This is a genomic window from Streptomyces sp. NBC_00568 (genome assembly GCF_026341855.1).
In the GTDB taxonomy this organism is placed as follows: Bacteria; Actinomycetota; Actinomycetes; order Streptomycetales; family Streptomycetaceae; genus Streptomyces.
In genome coordinates this window covers 4,309,813-4,327,651 of record NZ_JAPENW010000001.1, presented here as the reverse complement: position 1 = coordinate 4,327,651, position 17,839 = coordinate 4,309,813, and the positions used below count along the sequence as shown (strand labels likewise).

General features: G+C 72.3%; 15 protein-coding genes. 6 read left to right on the top strand and 9 right to left on the bottom strand.

What is annotated here, in order from left to right:
* Nucleotides 1–21 precede the first annotated feature (21 nt).
* Entirely contained in the window at nt 22–885 is an 864-nt protein-coding gene (locus tag OOK38_RS18850) for an ABC transporter permease (protein ID WP_266758944.1), read from the bottom strand.
* A complete protein-coding gene (locus OOK38_RS18845; RefSeq protein ID WP_266848609.1) occupies nt 882–3,566 on the bottom strand; it encodes an alpha/beta fold hydrolase in 2,685 nt (894 codons plus the stop codon). Before OOK38_RS18845 ends, OOK38_RS18850 begins: the two co-directional genes overlap by 4 nt.
* 116 nt (nt 3,567–3,682) lie before the next feature.
* Here OOK38_RS18845 and OOK38_RS18840 point away from each other — a divergent pair, with 116 nt between their 5' ends.
* Nucleotides 3,683–4,093, top strand: coding sequence for a GNAT family N-acetyltransferase (locus OOK38_RS18840; protein ID WP_266758947.1), 411 nt, complete (start codon nt 3,683–3,685; stop codon nt 4,091–4,093).
* Nucleotides 4,094–4,136: 43 nt separating this feature from the next.
* On the opposite strand, the gene OOK38_RS18835 is transcribed toward OOK38_RS18840, so the two are convergent.
* Nucleotides 4,137–5,546: an APC family permease gene (locus tag OOK38_RS18835; RefSeq protein WP_266758949.1), complete on the bottom strand. Its 1,410-nt coding sequence runs from the start codon at nt 5,544–5,546 to the stop codon at nt 4,137–4,139.
* A 390-nt stretch (nt 5,547–5,936) separates the two neighbouring features.
* On the opposite strand from OOK38_RS18835, the gene OOK38_RS18830 reads away from it, so the two are divergent.
* On the top strand, nt 5,937–6,587 hold the full coding sequence (locus OOK38_RS18830; protein WP_266848607.1) for a hypothetical protein: 651 nt from the start codon (nt 5,937–5,939) through the stop codon (nt 6,585–6,587).
* A gap of 73 nt (nt 6,588–6,660) precedes the next feature.
* Here the strand turns inward: OOK38_RS18830 and mmsA are convergent, their stop codons facing one another.
* From mmsA to iolC, 5 genes are all read right to left on the bottom strand, one after another.
* Nucleotides 6,661–8,163 (bottom strand): CoA-acylating methylmalonate-semialdehyde dehydrogenase, encoded by a 1,503-nt coding sequence (mmsA, locus tag OOK38_RS18825; RefSeq protein ID WP_266758953.1) that lies wholly within the window; start codon nt 8,161–8,163, stop codon nt 6,661–6,663.
* 14 nt (nt 8,164–8,177) lie between these two features.
* Nucleotides 8,178–10,061 (bottom strand): 3D-(3,5/4)-trihydroxycyclohexane-1,2-dione acylhydrolase (decyclizing), encoded by a 1,884-nt coding sequence (gene iolD / locus OOK38_RS18820; protein WP_266758955.1) that lies wholly within the window; start codon nt 10,059–10,061, stop codon nt 8,178–8,180.
* Entirely contained in the window at nt 10,058–10,900 is an 843-nt protein-coding gene (gene iolB / locus OOK38_RS18815; protein WP_266758956.1) for a 5-deoxy-glucuronate isomerase, read from the bottom strand. The genes iolD and iolB overlap by 4 nt, the downstream gene beginning before the upstream one ends.
* A gap of 7 nt (nt 10,901–10,907) precedes the next feature.
* Nucleotides 10,908–11,804 (bottom strand): deoxyribose-phosphate aldolase, encoded by an 897-nt coding sequence (locus tag OOK38_RS18810; RefSeq protein WP_266849360.1) that lies wholly within the window; start codon nt 11,802–11,804, stop codon nt 10,908–10,910.
* A 170-nt stretch (nt 11,805–11,974) separates the two neighbouring features.
* Nucleotides 11,975–13,003: a 5-dehydro-2-deoxygluconokinase gene (iolC, locus tag OOK38_RS18805; protein ID WP_266848605.1), complete on the bottom strand. Its 1,029-nt coding sequence runs from the start codon at nt 13,001–13,003 to the stop codon at nt 11,975–11,977.
* 121 nt (nt 13,004–13,124) lie between these two features.
* Between iolC and OOK38_RS18800 the strand changes: the two genes are divergently transcribed.
* The 4 genes from OOK38_RS18800 (at nt 13,125) to OOK38_RS18785 (ending at nt 16,752) form a co-directional block, all read left to right on the top strand.
* A complete protein-coding gene (locus tag OOK38_RS18800; protein WP_266758959.1) occupies nt 13,125–14,102 on the top strand; it encodes a sugar phosphate isomerase/epimerase in 978 nt (325 codons plus the stop codon).
* Nucleotides 14,103–14,359: 257 nt separating this feature from the next.
* Entirely contained in the window at nt 14,360–15,262 is a 903-nt protein-coding gene (locus OOK38_RS18795; RefSeq protein ID WP_266849358.1) for a helix-turn-helix domain-containing protein, read from the top strand.
* Nucleotides 15,263–15,826: 564 nt separating this feature from the next.
* Nucleotides 15,827–16,027, top strand: a complete 201-nt coding sequence (locus OOK38_RS18790; protein ID WP_266758961.1) for an AlpA family transcriptional regulator — start codon at nt 15,827–15,829, stop codon at nt 16,025–16,027.
* 146 nt (nt 16,028–16,173) lie between these two features.
* Entirely contained in the window at nt 16,174–16,752 is a 579-nt protein-coding gene (locus tag OOK38_RS18785) for a GNAT family N-acetyltransferase (protein WP_266848603.1), read from the top strand.
* A 36-nt stretch (nt 16,753–16,788) separates the two neighbouring features.
* Here the strand turns inward: OOK38_RS18785 and OOK38_RS18780 are convergent, their stop codons facing one another.
* Nucleotides 16,789–17,832 (bottom strand): zinc-dependent alcohol dehydrogenase family protein, encoded by a 1,044-nt coding sequence (locus OOK38_RS18780; RefSeq protein WP_266848601.1) that lies wholly within the window; start codon nt 17,830–17,832, stop codon nt 16,789–16,791.
* Nucleotides 17,833–17,839 lie beyond the last annotated feature (7 nt).

The window sequence follows — 17,839 nt, the reverse complement described above, 5'->3', positions numbered from 1 at the left end:
GGTCGGTGATCTTCCGGAGACCTACGACACGATGTCCTTGCGCGCGAAACCGCGGAAGGCCAGGGCGAACAGGACGAGTGCGTACGTTACCGAAATCGCCGTGCCCTGGATCATCCCTCCCCACTCCAGGGTCGGCTGGACGGCGTCGGCCCAGGCGAACTGCCAGTGGGCGGGCAGGAAGTCGCGCCAGTGCCCGAGGGCGGTGACCGCGTCGAGGACGTTCCCCACGATGGTCAGGCCGACCGCGCCGCCGACCGCGCCGAGCGGGGCGTCCGTCTTCGTCGACAGCCAGAACGCGAGCCCCGCGGTGACCAGTTGGGACACGAAGATGTACGCGATCACCACGAGCAGCCGCTGGGCGGCGGTGCCCGCGGGGAGCGCGCCGCCGGTCGGGATCTCCAGCGGTCCCCAGCCGTAGGCGGCGGTGCCCACGGCCAGCGCGACGACCGGCAGCAGGACCATCGCCGCGAGGCTGAGCCCGAGTGCGACGGTGAGCTTGGACCACAGCAGCCGGGCTCTCGGGACGGGGGCCGCCAGCAGATAGCGCAGCGAGGACCAGCTCGCCTCGGAGGCGATGGTGTCGCCGCAGAACAGCGCGACCGGGATCACCAGGAGGAAGCCCGCTGAGACGAACAGGTTCACCGCGGCGAAGTTGGCGCCCGACGCGGTGGCCGTGTCCATCAGCGTGACCCGGCCGTTGCGCCCGCCGGGCTGGCCGCCGATGGCGAACGCCACGAGCAGGACGAACGGCAGGGCCGCGAGAATCGCCCCCATCACCAGGGTGCGGCGGCGCTTCAACTGGCGCAGGAGCTCGACGCGCAGCGGGAGGGTGCGGCTCGCGCGGTACCCGTCCGCGGTCTCGGTCCGCTCGACGAGCGTGCTCATGCGGAGCCTCCGATCAGGGTGAGGAACGCGTCTTCCAGACGGCGGTGGGGGCCCACCGACGCCACCGGCACTTCGAGGCGTACGAGCTCCACGACCAGGCGCTGTGCGCTGCCGTCGGCGTCGAGACGGACCAGCAGTCCGTCGTCGGTCGCGACGGCCGAGGACACGCCCGGCAGGGCGCCCACCTTCTCGACGACCGGCTCGTCGACGGGTGAGCCGGTGCCGACGAGCAGGGTGTCGCCGGAGCCGATGATCTCGGACACCGGGCCCGCCTGGACGAGCCGGCCGCGGTCCATGACCACCAGGTGGGTGCAGGACTGCTCCACCTCGGCGAGGAGATGGCTGGAGACGATGACCGTGCGGCCTGCGGCGGCGTACCGGATCATCACCTCGCGCATCTCGCGGATCTGCGGCGGGTCGAGGCCGTTGGTCGGTTCGTCCAGGATCAGCAGGTCCGGGAGGCCGAGCATGGCCTGGGCGATGGCGAGACGCTGGCGCATGCCCTGGGAGTACGTGCGCACCGCGCGGGCCAGCGCGTCGCCGAGTCCGGCGATCTCCAGGGCCTCTTCCAGATGGGCGTCCTCGGGGGGACGGCCGGTGGCCCGCCAGTACAGCTCCAGGTTCTCGCGGCCGGACAGGTGCGGGAGGAAGCCCGCGCCCTCGACGAAGGCCCCGACCCGCGAGAGGACCGGCGCGCCAGGGCGGATCGCGTGCCCGAAGACGCGGATCTCGCCGTCGTCGGGCTTGATGAGGCCCATGAGCATGCGCAGGGTGGTCGTCTTGCCCGCGCCGTTCGGTCCGAGCAGACCGAGGACCTGGCCCCTCTCCACCCGGAACGACAGCTCCCGTACCGCGTACCGGTCCGCCGACCTGGCGTAGCGCTTGCTCAGGCCGGTGATCTGGAGCGGGACTTCGGCCGACCCGGGATCGGGTGCCATGGCGCTCGTGCGGCGGCGGCCGGTGACCAGCAGCGCCAGGGCGGTCAGCGCGCCGGCGAGCGGCAGCCACCACACCCACGAGGGCAGCGGCGCGGCGGCGGTCGTCACTCCGGGGGCGGTCGGCACCCGGAGGTCGCCCTTCAGGGAGACGGTGTACGTCGCCGGGGCCGCCGGGGAGGCGTAGCCGAGGTCGGTCGAGGCGAGGACCAGGCGCAGCCGGTGGCCCTTCCGGACCTCGTGGTCGACGGCGGGGAGGGTGAGGCTCACGTCCTTGCCGGTCTTCACGCCCTCGACGCGGACCGGGGTGACCAGCTGGGAGGGCAGCACCTGCTGGGTGCCGCCCGGACCGACGTCGTACACCTTCCCGAAGAGGACCGCGTCGTCGGTGCTCGACCTGACGTGCACCGTCACCGTCGGCGAGCCGGTGATCCGCAGGTCGTCGCGGAAGGGCGCGGACTCGAACCGGGCGTACTGGCCGGGGAAGTCGAGGGAGACCCCGACGCCGAGGGAGGAGAACTGGGTGAGGCCGCCCGAGCCGCCGAGGCCGGGCAGGGCGGAGATGGCGGGCGGGCTGGCGCCGGCCGGGTTCTCGAAGCTCTGCTCGCGGCCGGTCAGCGTGACCGCGTGCCGGCCGCTGTCCAGCCCGGGGTAGGTGTCGGCGCTCGCGCCGCGCAGCAGGGCGGCGCCGTCGGTGGAGTCGATGCCTCCGGTGCGGGTGACGCGGAAGGCGGGGCCGGTGTCGGCGCTCTTGTCGTCCCTCAGATAGCGGTCGAACCAGGAGCCGACCCGGGAGGTGACGCGGTCCGTCTCCTTGTCGCCGCCGTCGTGGCCGCCGGAGATCCAGTCGACGTCCACGGGTGCGCCGTTGGTCTTGATCGCCTTGGCCATGGCGTCGGCCTGCCCGAGCGGGAAGAGGGAGTCGGACTGGCCCTGCACGATGAGGGTGGGCACCTTGATGCGGTCGCCGACGGCGGAGGGGCTGCGCTCCTCGAGCAGCTTCGTCGCCGCCGCGTCCGGCTTCCCGGCCTCCGCGACCCGGTTGTACATCGCGCACAGCTCGGGCCGGAACCGGCCGCAGCCGCCGCCGGAGTTGATGAAGAGGCCCGTCCAGATCTTCTTGAACACGCCGTTCGGGAACAGCGCGTCCGCGAGGTTCCAGTACGTGATCGACGGGGCGATCGCGTCGACGCGCCGGTCGTTCGCGGCGGCCAGCAGGGAGACGGCCCCGCCGTACGAGGCGCCCGTGACGCCCACGCGCGGGTCGCCGCTCCCGTCCAGCCGGACCTCGGGCCGCCGGGCGAGCCAGTCGATGAGCCGGGAGACGTCGGCGACCTCGCCCTTGGGGTCGTTCAGCCCGATCCTGCCTGTGGACTCGCCGAAGCCGCGCGCCGACCAGGTCAGCACCGCGTACCCGTCGCGGGCGAGCTTCTCCGCCTCGCCGCGTACGTCCGCCTTGCTGCCGCCGAAGCCGTGCGCGAGGAGGACGGCGGGGCGGCGCTGCGAGGAGGGGCCCGCGGTGAAGTACGAGGTGTCGAGCCGTACCCCGCCGTCCATGGCCACGACCTGGTCGGCGCGGTGCACGGCGGGAGCGCCGTCGCCGGCGACGGCGGTCCAGGTGCCCGCTCCGGCGAGCAGCGCGACGGCCGCGGCGGCGGCCGCCCATCTCCCGCGGGCTCGCGCCGTGGTGCGAGCGGGGAGGCGCCCGCGGAGCGGCCCGCGCGGCCGGGGCAGTCGAAGATCCATGCCTCAACGGTACGGGCGCCCGCCGGCGACCGGGGCAGCCGCCGGGCTGAACCCGTGCCCCTCCCACGGGAGTACGGCACGGGTCCCGCGTACCGCGTCCGTGGTACGAACGCCCCATGGAGATGCGCCGCGCCACCACTGTCGAGGAACTGACCGCCGCCGAGTACCTCTTCGACCATCCCGTGCGTCCCGAGTGGGCCCGGCGGTTCCTGGACACCCGGGGCCATCACCTCTACCTGGCCTACGAGGGCGAGGTCCCCGTCGGCTTCATCAGCGGCGTGGAGACGGTCCACCCCGACAAGGGCACCGAGATGTTCCTGTACGAGCTGGCGGTGGCCGAGGTGTTCCGGCGGCGTGGCACCGGGCGGGCGCTGATCCGCGAGCTCTCCGCCCTGGCCCGGGAGCGCGGCTGCTACGGGATGTGGGTCGGTGTGGACACCGGGAACGACGTCGCCCTCGCCACCTACCGCAGCGCGGGTGGCAAGGACGACGGGACGTGCACGGTGGTGACGTGGGACTTCGGCTGAGGCCGCCGGGGCGGGTCCGGGTCCGGCGGGGCGTGCCGCGCGGTTACGCCTCCGCGTCCTCGGGGATCGACACCAGCCAGCGGGTGTCGCGGCGGGGCCGCAGGTAGAAGGCCCAGTAGAGGGTGGCGACCGCGGTGATGCCGCCGGTCCACAGCAGGTAGACCGTCTCCTGCTGGGTGAGGATGTAGGCGAGGACCGCGATCAGCAGGACCGGTACCGCGGGCCACAGCGGCATCCGCCAGGCGGGCGTGTGGCGGTGGTGGCCGCGCCGGGCGAGCAGCGCGGCGACCGCGACGAGCAGGTACATGGCCGTCACCGATACGCCCGTCACGCCGTACAGGGTGTCCAGGTTGACGAAGCAGAGGGCGGCGCCGGGGACGCCCACCAGCAGCGTGGCGACCCAGGGGGAGCCGAACCGGCCGAGCCGGGACAGGCCCTCGTTGACCGGGCCGGGCCACGCCTTGTCGCGGGCCGAGGCGAACAGGACGCGCGAGTTCTGGATGACCATGACGATGCCCGCGTTGATGATCGCGAGGGCGACGCAGAGGCTGACGAAGGTGCCGACGGCCGAGTTGGACCAGGCCGTGACCATGGCGCTGATGTCGCCGCCGGTCAGGGCCGACAGGTCGGAGGCGCCCATGGTGATCGCGACGACCGGGACCAGGATGATGACCGTGGAGATGGCGAGGGTGGCGAGGACGGTACGGGCGACGTTGCGGCGCGGGTTCTCCAGTTCCTCGGAGAGGTAGACCGCGGTCGAGAAGCCCTGGGTGATGAAGAGGGCGATGGCGAGCCCGGAGACGACCAGCATGGCCGTCACGGTGTCCGGGTGGCCGCCGGAGTCCGCGACCTGCATCGAGACCAGACTGCCGACGCCCCGCTCGCTGTGGGCGAAGCCCAGGACCGCCACGAGCGCCGCGGCGATGACCTCGAGCACCAGGAAGATTCCGGTGATCCAGGCGTTGGCGCGCAGGTCGAGCAGGCCGGCGAGGGTGGCCAGGATCATCACGGCGGCGCCGGCGACGGAGGGGTTCAGATGGACGATGGGCGCCAGATAGTCGGCCGTGCCCATCGCGATCACCGGCGGCACGATCATGACGACCAGCAGGGAGAGCACGAAGACGAGCCAGCCCGCGAGACGTCCGGCCATCGTGGAGACCATGGCGTACTCGCCGCCCGCGCTGGGGATGAGGGTGCCCAGCTCCGAGTAGCAGAACGCCACGGCGATACAGAGCAGGGAGCCGATCGCGATGGTCAGCGCGGTCGCCGTGCCGAGCGAGGAGAACAGGTCGGGAACCACGACGAACAGCGTCGAGGCAGGAGTCACGCACGAGAGCGTCAGCAGGGTGCCGCCGACGATGCCGATGGAGCGCTTGAGCTTTTGGGGGTTCCCGGTCGCCGTGGGGGCGGCGTCCGGGACGGCCGTCTCGACAGGGCGGAGCGTGTCGGTCATGAAGCGGTTCCGATCGACTCGTGCGTCAGGTGGTTCGGGCGGGAGCGCTATCGCCTCCGGCGGCTCGCGTCGTGCTGCTTCTCGTCCGCTCCCGCGCTGATGGAACCTTGACGGAAACCGTTGCGTCAATGGCCGTTTACCTACGGAATCCGCAGCATCGGAGCGACGCACTTCACATCACTTTCCCAGGCAACGAGGCCACCATGCCGCAATCATCAGGACCATATTGAATGTGACCTTGCTTTCAAAGGCCATATCAATCGGTTGCCTGCATCACCCGTTTCATCACCGCATGACGAGAACAGCAGTCTGCGAGCTGAAACTCGTCAGAATTGGTCCGCACTCCGGACGGCTACCGGCGCGTAACCGTGTCACTGCCTGCCCACCGAGGTGAACGGCGCCGCCCCCATAGCCGCGGAGGGCACCTACTCCTGGGGAGACGGCTTCGCGTACGACGTCGAGATGGACACCAGGGCCGCGAAGATGGAGCTGCTGACGGCCGACCCGTCGATCCGCACGCTCCTCGTGGACGGCGTCTACTACTACGACACCGACCCGCAGCCCTCCGGCCCGCTCGAGGGCAAGGAGTGGATGAAGGTCGACGCGTCCGCCGTCTTCGGCGAGAAGGGCGCCCAGGCGTTGAGCGGAAGCTCGAACAGCGGCAGCCCGGCGGCCACCATGAGGGGCCTGAAGTACGCGAACGACGTCGAGGACCTGGGCAAGGAGACCGTCGGCGGGAAGGCCACGACCCACTACCGGGCCGTGATCGACAAGGACCACATGGGCAAGGCCAAGGACGCCCTGTCGTCCGGGCACGAGGACACCCTCTTCAACTCGGTGACCGGCGGCACCGACTCGATCACCATGGACGTCTGGGTCGACGCCAAGGACCTGCCGGTCCGCCTGAAGGAGGTGTTCGGCACCGTGACGGTCACCATGGACTTCGAGAAGTTCGGCGCCACCGCCGATGTGAAGGCCCCGCCGGCCGCGCAGACCGGTGACCTGACCAAGCTGGTGAAGAAGGGCGCGCAGCAGCGGTAGGCCTGGACAGCAGCAGGCACGGAACGCGACGGTGCCCCGCCCCCCGGACGAGGGGCGGGGCACCGGGGGCGCCTCAGTGGTTGCGCGGGAAGCCCAGGTCGACGCCCGTGGGCGCCTCCGACGGGTCCGGCCAGCGGGTGGTGACGACCTTGCCGCGGGTGTAGAAGTGCGTGCCGTCGTTGCCGTAGATGTGGTGGTCCCCGAAGAGGGAGTCCTTCCAGCCGCCGAAGGAGTGGTAGCCGACGGGCACCGGGATCGGCACGTTCACGCCGACCATGCCCGCCTCGATCTCCAGCTGGAAGCGGCGGGCGGCGCCGCCGTCCCGGGTGAAGATCGCGGTGCCGTTGCCGAAGGGCGACGCGTTGATCAGCGCCACGCCCTCCTCGTAGGTGTCCACGCGCAGCACGCACAGCACCGGGCCGAAGATCTCGTCCTTGTACGCGTCCGCCGTCACCGGCACGCGGTCCAGGAGCGAGAGGCCGATCCAGTGGCCGTCCTCGTGCCCCTCGACCGTGTAGCCCGTGCCGTCGAGGACGACCTCGGAGCCCTGGCCGGCGGCGCCCGTCACGTACGAGGCGACCTTGTCGCGGTGGGCGGCGGTGATCAGCGGACCCATCTCGGACGTCGGGTCGTTGCCGGGACCGATCTTGATCTTCTCGGCGCGCTCGCGGATCTTGTCCACCAGCTCGTCGCCGATGGAGCCGACCGCCACGACCGCGGAGATCGCCATGCAGCGCTCGCCGGCCGAGCCGTACGCGGCGGAGACGGCGGCGTCGGCGGCCGCGTCCAGGTCGGCGTCCGGCAGGACGAGCATGTGGTTCTTGGCGCCGCCCAGGGCCTGGACGCGCTTGTGGTTCGCGGCGGCGGTGGTGTGGATGTAGCGGGCGATCGGCGTCGAGCCGACGAAGGACACCGCCTTGACGTCCGGGTGCTCCAGGAGGCGGTCGACGGCCACCTTGTCGCCGTGCACGACGTTGAAGACACCGTCGGGCAGACCGGCCTCGGCCAGCAGCTCGGCGAGCTTCATGGCGGCCGACGGGTCCTTCTCGGACGGCTTGAGGACGAAGGTGTTGCCGCACGCGATGGCGATCGGGAACATCCACATCGGCACCATGGCCGGGAAGTTGAACGGCGTGATGCCCGCGACGACACCGATCGGCTGGCGGATCGAGGACACGTCGACCCGGGAGGCCACCTCGGTCGACAGCTCGCCCTTCAGCTGCACGGTGATCCCGCACGCCAGGTCGACGATCTCCAGACCGCGCGCGACCTCGCCGAGCGCGTCCGAGTGCACCTTGCCGTGCTCGGCGGTGATCAGCTCGGCGATCGCGTCCCGGTTGGCGTCGAGCAGGGCACGGAACTTGAAGAGGATCGTGGTCCGCCTGGCCAGCGAGGACTGGCCCCAGGTCGCGTAGGCGTCCTTCGCGGCGGCGACCGCGGCGTCGACCTCCTCGACACTCGCGAACGCGACCTTGGTGGTCACGGCGCCGGTCGCCGGGTCGGTGACCGGCCCGTACGTACCCGACGCACCCTCGACGGTCTTGCCACCGATCCAGTGGTCGACGGTCTTCGTCATGGCCAATTACTCCTTCACAGATGGCGGCGTCGGGCGGCGACGTGCCGGTCGTACTCCTCACGTGCCTTGACCGCCGACGATCGGGTCGCGGTCTCGGCCACAGGTACATCCCACCAGGCTTGGGCCGGGGGCGCGCCCGACACTGTGTCTGCCGTTTCGGTCTCCACGTAGACACAAGTGGGAGTGTCCGCGTCGCGCGCCTCGGCCAGGGCGGCACGCAGGTCACGCACGGTCTTCGCGCGTAGGACGCGCATGCCCAGGCTGGCCGCGTTGGCCGCGAGATCCACGGGCAGCGGCGCCCCGGTGTACGTACGGTCCTCGGCGCGGTGGCGGTACGCCGTGCCGTACCGCTCGCCGCCCACGGACTCGGAGAGACCGCCGATCGAGGCGTACCCGTGGTTCTGGAGGATGATCACCTTGATCGCGACGCCCTCCTGGACGGCGGTGACGATCTCGGTCGGCATCATCAGATAGGTGCCGTCGCCGACCAGCGCCCACACGGGCCGGTCCGGGGCCGCCATCCGTACGCCGATCGCCGCCGGGATCTCGTAGCCCATGCACGAATAGCCGTACTCGACGTGGTACTGGTCCCGCGACCGCGCCCGCCACAACTTGTGCAGGTCGCCGGGGAGCGAGCCGGCCGCGTTGATCAGGATGTCGTCCTCGGTGACCAGCTCGTCCAGGACGCCGAGGACCTGCGGCTGGGTGGGCCGGATGTCGACGTCCTCGGCCTCGTAGGCCGCGTCGACGCGGTACTCCCAGCGCTCCTTGTCGTCCGTGTACTCGGTGACGTACGCCGGCTCGGCACGGTGCTTGTGCATCAGCAGCGCCTCGGTGAGGGCCTCGAGACCGGCGCGCGCGTCGGCGATCAGCGGTCTGCCGGCGAGCTTGTGGCCGTCGTACGGAGCGATGTTGAGGTTGAGGAAGCGGACACCCGAGGCGCCGAAGAGAGTGCCGGAGGCGGTGGTGAAGTCGGTGTAGCGGGTGCCGACGCCGATCACCAGGTCGGCGGTGCGGGCGAGCTCGTCGGCGGTCGCCGTGCCGGTGTGGCCGATGCCGCCGACGTCCTGGGGGTGGTCCCAGCGCAGCGAGCCCTTGCCCGCCTGGGTGGAGGCGACGGGGATGCGGGTGGCGGAGGCGAGCTCCGCGAGCGCCTCCTCCGCGCGGCTGTGGTGGACGCCGCCGCCCGCGACGATCAGCGGACGCCGGGCCTCGCGGACCGCCGCGACGGCGCCGGCCAGTTCACCGGCGTCGGCCGCCGGGCGCCGCACGGCCCAGGTCCGCTCGGCGAAGAACTCCTCGGGCCAGTCGTACGCCTCCGCCTGCACGTCCTGGGGCAGCGCGAGCGTGACGGCGCCGGTGTCGACGGGGTCGGTGAGCACGCGCATCGCCTGGAGGGCCGCCGGGATCAGGGCTTCGGGGCGGGTGATCCGGTCGAAGTACTTCGACACCGGGCGCAGACAGTCGTTGACCGACACATCCCCGGCGAAGGGGACTTCGAGCTGCTGGAGCACCGGGTCGGCGGGGCGGGTCGCGAAGACGTCGCCGGGCAGGAGCAGCACCGGGAGGTGGTTGATCGTGGCGAGCGCGGCGCCGGTGACGAGGTTGGTGGCGCCGGGTCCGATGGAGGTGGTCACGGCGTGCGCCGACAGCCGGCCGCACTGGCGGGCGTAGCCGACCGCCGCGTGCACCATGGCCTGTTCGTTGCGCCCCTGGTGGTACGGCATCTCGTCGGCGTACTCGACGAGCGCCTGGCCGATCCCGGCGACGTTCCCGTGGCCGAAGATGCCCCAGGTGGCGCCGATCAGGCGGCGTCGCTCGCCGTCCCGTTCCGTGTACTGCGCGGTCAGGAACCGCACCAGCGCCTGTGCGACCGTCAGCCTCGTCGTCGAGGTCATCGGTATCCCCCTGTGCTTTCTACGTGTCCCGGGTGGAAGCGGATCCGCCACTCCCTGTCCCCGCCCGGTCCCGCCATGACGTTCAGGTAGTACATGGCGTGGCCGGGCTGGGCGATGGACGGACCGTGCCATCCGTCGGGGACGAGGACGGCATCGCCGGTGCGGACCTCGGCGAGGACGTCGGAACCGCCCTCACGGGAAGGGAATACGCGCTGATAGCCGAAACCGTTCGGGCCGTCGATCTCGAAGTAGTAGATCTCCTCCAGCCGCGACTCGACACCGGGCAGGTGTTCGTCGTGCTTGTGGGGCGGATACGAGGACCAGTTGCCGCCGGGGGTGATCACCTCGACGGCGATCAGCCGGTCGCAGTCGAAGACGTCGGCGGCGGCGAAATTGCGCACCTGGCGGGCGCAGTCGCCGCTGCCGCGGTCCTCGACGGGTACCTCCGGCGCGGGGCCGTAGCGGGCGGGGAGTCGGCGCTCGCACTTCGCTCCTGCCAGGGCGAAGCGGCCTCCCACGCCGGAGGCGATCTGGACCCGGGCCTCACGGGGCACGTACGCGAAGTCGGAGACTCCGTCGAACACGCTCCTTCTGCCCAGGAGTTGGAACTCGTCCTGCTCCATGCCGTCCTTGGCGCGCACCGTGCAGCCGCCGCTGAGCGGGAGCACGATCCACTCACTGTCCCCGGTGGTGAAGGTGTGGGTGCCACCGGGCGCCAGTTCCACGACCCGCAGACTGCTGTGGGTCCAGCCGGCCCGCTCGGGATCGATGTCGAGGGCGTAGTACGCGTCGGCCGCGGTGCCCCTGGGCACGTACAGCTCGTTGCTCGGACGACTCATGCGGCCCTCACAGCAGTCCTACGGCGGTGTCCACGGCCGCGGCGACATCGCCGTCCGCGGGGTACAGCAGCGAACGGCCCACCACCAGGCCCTGCACGGTGGGGAGCCGGAGCGCCCCGCGCCACTTCTCGTACGCGCCCTCCTGGTCCTCGCCGACATCGCCCCCGAGCAGGACGGCGGGCAGCGTGGAGGTCTCCATGACGCGGGCCATGTCGTCCGGGTTCTCGGTGACGGGGACCTTCAGCCAGGTGTACGCCGAACTGCCGCCCAGGCCGCCGGCGATGGCGATCGACTTGGTGACGGCCTCGGCGCTCAGATCGTTGCGCAGGGTACCGTCCTTCCGGCGACGGCAGAGGAACGGTTCGACGAAGACCGGAAGTTGACGCTCGGCCATGTCGTCGATCACCCGGGCCGTGGACTCCAGGGTGCGCAGCGAGCCCGGGTCGTCGTAGTCGATGCGCAGCAGCAGTTTGCCCGCGTCGAACCCGAGCCGCTCGAGGTCCTTCGGGCGGTGCCCGGTGAACCGGTCGTCCAGCTCGAAGACCGAACCCGCGAGTCCGCCCCGGTTCATCGACCCGATGGCCACCTTGCCGTCGAGCGCGCCGAGCAGCAGCAGGTCGTCGAGGATGTCGGCGGTGGCGAGCACGCCGTCGACTCCGGGGCGGGAGAGCGCGAGACACAGCCGCTCCAGCAGGTCGGCGCGCCCCGCCATGGCCAGCTTCCGGTCGCCGACGGCCAGCGCGCCGCGCGCCGGGTGGTCCGCGGCGACGATCATCAGCCGCCCGGAGCCGTCGACCAGCGGCCGCCGCACCCGCCGCGCGGCGGCCTCCGCGATCGCCTCGGGGTGACGGGCACGGACCTGGACGAGCGCGTGGACGTCGACACGGGGGGACGCCGGGCGCAGCCGGTCGTAGGTGGTGGGGGTGACGGGGGTGGCGGAGAGCGGTCCGCCGGGCGGGGCACCGGCGGGCCCGGTGTTCTCCGGCGCGCCCGTCCGGGCGTGTTCGACCGCCTCGTGGGGCGGGGGTGCGTCGCCGCCCTGTTCGTGGCGGGCTCCCCCTACGTGGCCCGCTCTCACCGCACCGCTCCCGCCGCGAGGGCCTGGTCGACCTCGTCCGGCGTCGGCATCGCGGAGGAGCACTCCAGTCGGGAGGCGACGATGGCGCCCGCCGCGTTCGCGTGGCGCATGACCCGCTCCAGGTCCCAGCCGGCGAGCAGTCCGTGACAGAGGGAGCCGCCGAACGCGTCTCCCGCGCCGAGGCCGTTGAGGACCTCGACCGGGAGGGGCGGGACCTCGGCCCGGGTGCCGTCGCGATGGACGGCGAGAACACCCTTGGGGCCCTGCTTCACCACGGCGAGTTCGGCACCGGCTTCGAGGAGGGCTTTGGCGGCGGCGTGCGGCTCGCGCTCGCCCGTCGCGATCTCGACCTCGTCGACATTGCCGACGGCGACGGTGGCGTGGCGCAGGGCCTCCGCGTAGAAGGGGCGCGCCGAGGCGGCGAGGTCCTGCCGCGCCGTGTCGTACGGAGCTCCGTTCTCCCCGGCCGCGTTCCTCCCGGCCGTGCTCTTCCCGGCCGCGTCCCCCCAGAACATGGGGCGCCAGTCGAGGTCGAAGACCGTCGTACCGGACCGGGCCCGGTGGGCCAGGGCGGCGAGCGTGGCCGTGCGGCTCGGTTCCGCGCTCAGCCCCGTGCCCGTCATCCAGAAGACGCGGGCGGCGCGTACTTCGTCGAGGTCGAGTTCATGGGCGTCGATCTCCAGGTCGGGGGCCTTGGGCTGCCGGTAGAAGTAGAGCGGGAAGTCGTCCGGCGGGAAGATCTCGCAGAAGGTGACCGGGGTCGGCAGCCCGGGGACCTCGGTGACCCAGCGGTCGTCGACGCCGAAGTCGCGCAACGCCTCGCGCAGATAGGCCCCGAAGGGATCCGCACCCGTCCGGGTGATGACGGCCGTACGCCGTCCGAGCCGCGCGGCCGCCACCGCGACGTTGGTCGCCGAGCCGCCGAGGAACTTGCCGAAGGACGTCACCCGGGCCAGCGGGACTCCCGTCTGCAACGGGTAGAGGTCCACGCCGATCCGCCCCATGGTGATCAGCTCGTACGCCATCGAGTTCCCTTCCCTACGGCTGTCCCCAGGTCTAGTCCCGCACGCGGAGCCTGTCAACGTTTTGTCCAGACATTCGGACGAGCCCTTGACACCTCTCCGGAGCCGCCGGAAGCTGACGCCCATGACGTCGTTGCCACCTCAGTCATCGCCGCGGCCCGGGTCCGGGCCCTCGCCGGAGTCGTCACCGCGGTCGTCGCCTCCGCCCTCACTGTCGCGCATCCGGATCGGTTCGGCTCCCGACTCCTGGGGCGTCTGGTTCCCCGACGACCCGCAGCAGGTCCCCTGGCAGCGCTTCCTCGACGAGGTCTCCGGCTCGGGCTACGAGTGGATCGAACTCGGCCCGTACGGCTATCTGCCCACCGATCCGGACGTCCTCAAGGAAGAGACCGCGCGGCGCGGGCTCACCGTCTCGGCGGGCACGGTCTTCACCGGGCTGCACCGCGGTCCCGACGTCTGGGAGTCCACCTGGGCGCACGTCTCGGACATCGCGGCGCTCACCCAGGCGATGGGTGCCGAGCATCTCGTCGTCATCCCGGCCTTCTGGCGTGACGACAAGACCGGCGCGGTGCTGGAGGACAGCACGCTGACGCCGACCCAGTGGCGCAATCTGACCGCCCAGACCGAGCGGCTCGCCCATGAGGTGCGCGAGCGCTACGGGCTGCGGATCGTCGTCCACCCGCACGCCGACACACACATCGACAGCGAGGAGAACGTGACGCGCTTCCTCGACGCGACCGACTCCTCCCTGGTCTCGCTGTGTCTGGACACGGGCCACTACGCCTACTGCGGCGGCGACAGCGTCAAGCTCATCGAGACGTACGGCGAACGCATCGGCTACCTCCACCTCAAGCAGGTTGACCCGCTGGTGCTGGCCGGAGTCCGTGCCGAGGAGGTGCCGTTCGGGCCGGCCGTCGCGCGCGGCGTGATGTGCGAGCCGCCGTCCGGCGTGCCGGCGCTGGAGCCCGTCCTCGCCGCCGCGCAGCAGCTCGGTGTCGAGCTCTTCGCGATCGTCGAGCAGGACATGTACCCGTGTCCGCCGGACAAGCCACTGCCGATCGCCCGGCGCACCCGGGCGTTCCTGAGGTCCTGCGGGGCATGACCTCCGCGTCCCCAGGACCCGACGAGCGCTTTGGGCCCGGCGGGTCCTCGGGGCCGCCCGGCCGCCCCCGCCGCGCGGGGGCCGCCACACGGGTGACGCAAGGGGCTGCCGACCGGGCGCCGGCGGGGGCCGTCACGCGGACCCTGGAAGGGGCTGTCACCCGGGCGGCGGCGGAACTCGTCCTGCGGGCGGGTGACGGACCGGGCGGTTCCTGGGAGACCGCGGTCGCGCCGCCCCACCCGCGCCTGCGGCCCGGCGTGATCGGATACCGCGGCATCCGGCTCGCCCTCGACGGCCCGCGGGGCCGGCTGGAGGCCCCGATCGGTGCGGCGACACTGCTCCTGGGGTTCGACCAGCCGGTGCGCGTCACCCGCTCGGGCCGGCCTCCGGCCACCCTTGTGTCGGTCTTCTCGGGGCCGGCCACCACCGCGGCCGTGGGCGAGCACGGCGGACGGCTGTCGGGCATCGAGGTGCTGCTCATGCCGTGGGCGGCGTTCACCCTGTTCGGCACCCCGCAGTACGAACTGACCGACCGGACCGTGGACCCCGACGAGCTGCCGCACCCGCTGGGCTCGCCCGCGGGCGGTGACCGCTGGGGCAGTGTCGGCGAACTCTGCGCCGCGCTGGCCGCGTTGCCCGGCTGGGCGGAACGGTTCGGGCTGCTCGACGACGCGCTCGCCCGCTGGGCCGGGGCGGGGACGCCGAGTTCGGCGCGGGTGGTGCGGGCCTGGGACCGGCTGCGCGGGACCGGGGGCGTCATCCCGGTGCCGCGCCTGGCCGACGAGGTCGGCTGGAGCGTACGGCAGTTGGAGAAACGCTTCCGGGAGCAGATCGGGCTCGGGCCGAAGGCCGCCGCCCGGGTGCTGCGGCTCCAGCGGGCGCGGCGGCTGCTCGCGTCGGGCCGCTCCCAGGCCGATACGGCCGCGGCCTGCGGCTACTACGACCAGGCCCACCTGAGCAGGGAGTTCAGGGCGATGACCGGGTGCACTCCGCGCGGGTTCACCACCGCGCGGACGGCTCCGCGGGCGGCGCCGTCCGCTCCGCCGGGGGACGAGCGGATGGCGGGCGAGGCGACCAGTCTGGTGCTCTCCCCCGGCCGGAGCGCGCCGCCCGCTCCCCTGTTCGGTGCGGCGGGCCGGGCACGCCCGCTCCCGGGCTGAGCCCGAACGGCCCGGAGCACGCCCGCTCCCGGGCTGAGCCCGAACGGCCCGGAGCACACCCGCTCCGGAGCGGAACGCGATCGGCCGGAGGGCGATTTTCTCCAAGACCACCGGCCGGCGCCGACGGCAGGCTGTGGTTTCCGGCCGCGGACCCCGGGGGATGCGGGGCGCGGGGAGCCGGTGGGCCGGGCCCGCCGGCAGGGGCGTCGGGGGCGTCCCTCCGCTCGAACGACGATGAGCGTTCGGGAAAGGGCCCGGCCCTTCCGGCCCTTCCGGCCCTGCCTCCGCTCAGGTCGACACACCCCCTCGGCATCACCGGCATCACCGGCACGACGAACTTCCGCCCCTGGCGACCAATGCGTCACTCGTGTCACAAAAAACACCTTCGTGTCACACATGTCGCGTGTACGCGGGTTTTGCGTCACACCCGGTCAACAGCCGCTGCCCTGCCCTCACGCCGCGTCGTTCACGGGGCACAGGCTTTGTGATCACCAGCGCAGCGCCCGGCTCCCCCGACGGCCACCCCCAGGCCGCCGCCGCGGCGCGCGCAGGGAGGTGCCACTCATGACCGACCGTAGGCTCTGGTCGTACAAGGAGATCGCGGCGCACATCAAGGTGCAGCCGGACACGGTGCGGTCCTACCGCAAGCACGGGCTGCTGCCGCCGCCCGACCATGTCGAGGGCGGAAAGCCCTACTGGTACGCGGAAACCGTCCGGTCCTGGGTCGCCTCGCGACCGGGAAACCGGAGCCGCAGAGACGAGTGACCTCTTCCACCGGGCGCCTCATCTCCGGGTGCCCCGCCTCCGGGGGCCTCATCTCCGGGTCCTTCATGTCCGGGTGCCTTGCCTACGGGTTGGGCACCGCCCCAATTCGCTTGCCGCCGTGCCGGTCGCCCGCCGATGATCCACCGGTGAACTTCTCCGTGAAACCCGTCCTCACCGGCGAGAAGACCCTGCTGCGACCCTTCACCGCGGACGACGCCCCGGTGATGGCGGAGATCCTGGCCGACCCCGAGGTCCTGCGGCTCACCGGCAGCCCCGACGAGGAGTTCGGGCCGGAGCGGCTGCGTTCCTGGTACGGGACGCGCGGCGAACAGCCGGACAGGCTGGACCTCGGTGTGGTGGACCGCGCCACCGGTGAACTGGTCGGCGAGGCCGTCCTGAACGAGTGGGACCGGCACAACCGCAACTGCACGTTCCGCATCCTCGTCGGCCCCCGGGGCCGGGACCGGGGTCTGGGCACCGAGGCCACCCGGCTGATCGTCGGACACGCCTTCGAGCAACTGGCCCTGCACCGCGTCTCGTTGTACGTCTTCGCCTTCAACCCCCGGGCCCGCCGCGCCTATGAGAAGGCCGGCTTCGTGGCCGAGGGGGTCGAGCGCCAGACGCTCCTGCACGACGGCGAGTGGATCGACGCTCTACGGATGTCGGTCCTCGCCCAGGAGTGGGCCGCCCACCGGGGACACCCCGCCGGCCCCACGGCTCACTGACCACCGGCCCGTGGGACCGTCAGCTCCACGGGACCGTCAGCTCCACGGCTCGATGACGGTCACCCCCGAGCCCGGTGCCGAACCCATGGCCGCCAGTGCGGCCGGTGCCGCGTCCAGTGTGATGGTGGACGTCACCAGGAGGTCGGGCCGGAGCGTCCCGGCACGGACCAGTTCCATCATCGCCGGATAGGCGTGGGCGGCCATGCCGTGGCTGCCGAGGAGTTCGAGTTCGAGGCCGATCACACGGGCCATCGGGACCGGGGTCGTACCGGTCGGGGAGGGCAGCAGGCCGACCTGGACGTGCCGGCCGCGACGGCGCAGACCGTTCACCGAGGCCGCGCAGGTGGCGGGCGATCCGAGGGCGTCCAGCGACACGTGCGCGCCACCGCCGGTCAGTTCACGGACCGCCTCCGCCGGGTCGGCCACGGCAGAGGCGTCCACACACTCCGCCGCCCCGAACTTCCGCGCGAGGTCGAGCGCCGCGGGTGACACGTCGACGGCCACGACCCGGGCCCCGGAGGCCGCCGCGATCATCACCGCCGAGAGGCCGACACCGCCACAGCCGTGCACCGCGACCCACTCCCCCGCGGCCGCCCTTCCCTGGGCGGCCACCGCCCGGAACGCCGTGGCGAACCGGCAGCCCAGCGAGGCAGCCGTCGCGAAGGACAACTCCGGCGGCACCGCGATCAGGTTCACGTCGGCGTGGTCGAGCGCCACGTACCGGGCGAAGGAACCCCAGTGCGTGAACCCCGGCTGGGTCTGCCGCTCGCACACCTGCTGGTCGCCCGCCGCGCACGCGGGACAGCTTCCGCAGGCGCACACGAAGGGGACGGTGACCCGGTCGCCGGAGTGCCAGCCGGTCACCCGGGCGCCCACCGCCTCGACCACCCCGGCGAGTTCGTGCCCCGGAACATGCGGCAGCGTGATGTCCGGGTCGTGGCCCATCCAGCCGTGCCAGTCGCTCCGGCACAGCCCCGTGGACTCGACGCGCACCACGACCCCGTGCTCCGCGGGCGCCGGGTCCGCCACCTCCCGCACCTCGGCCGGCTCCCCGTACCGCTCGAACACCACTGCCCGCATCGGCTTC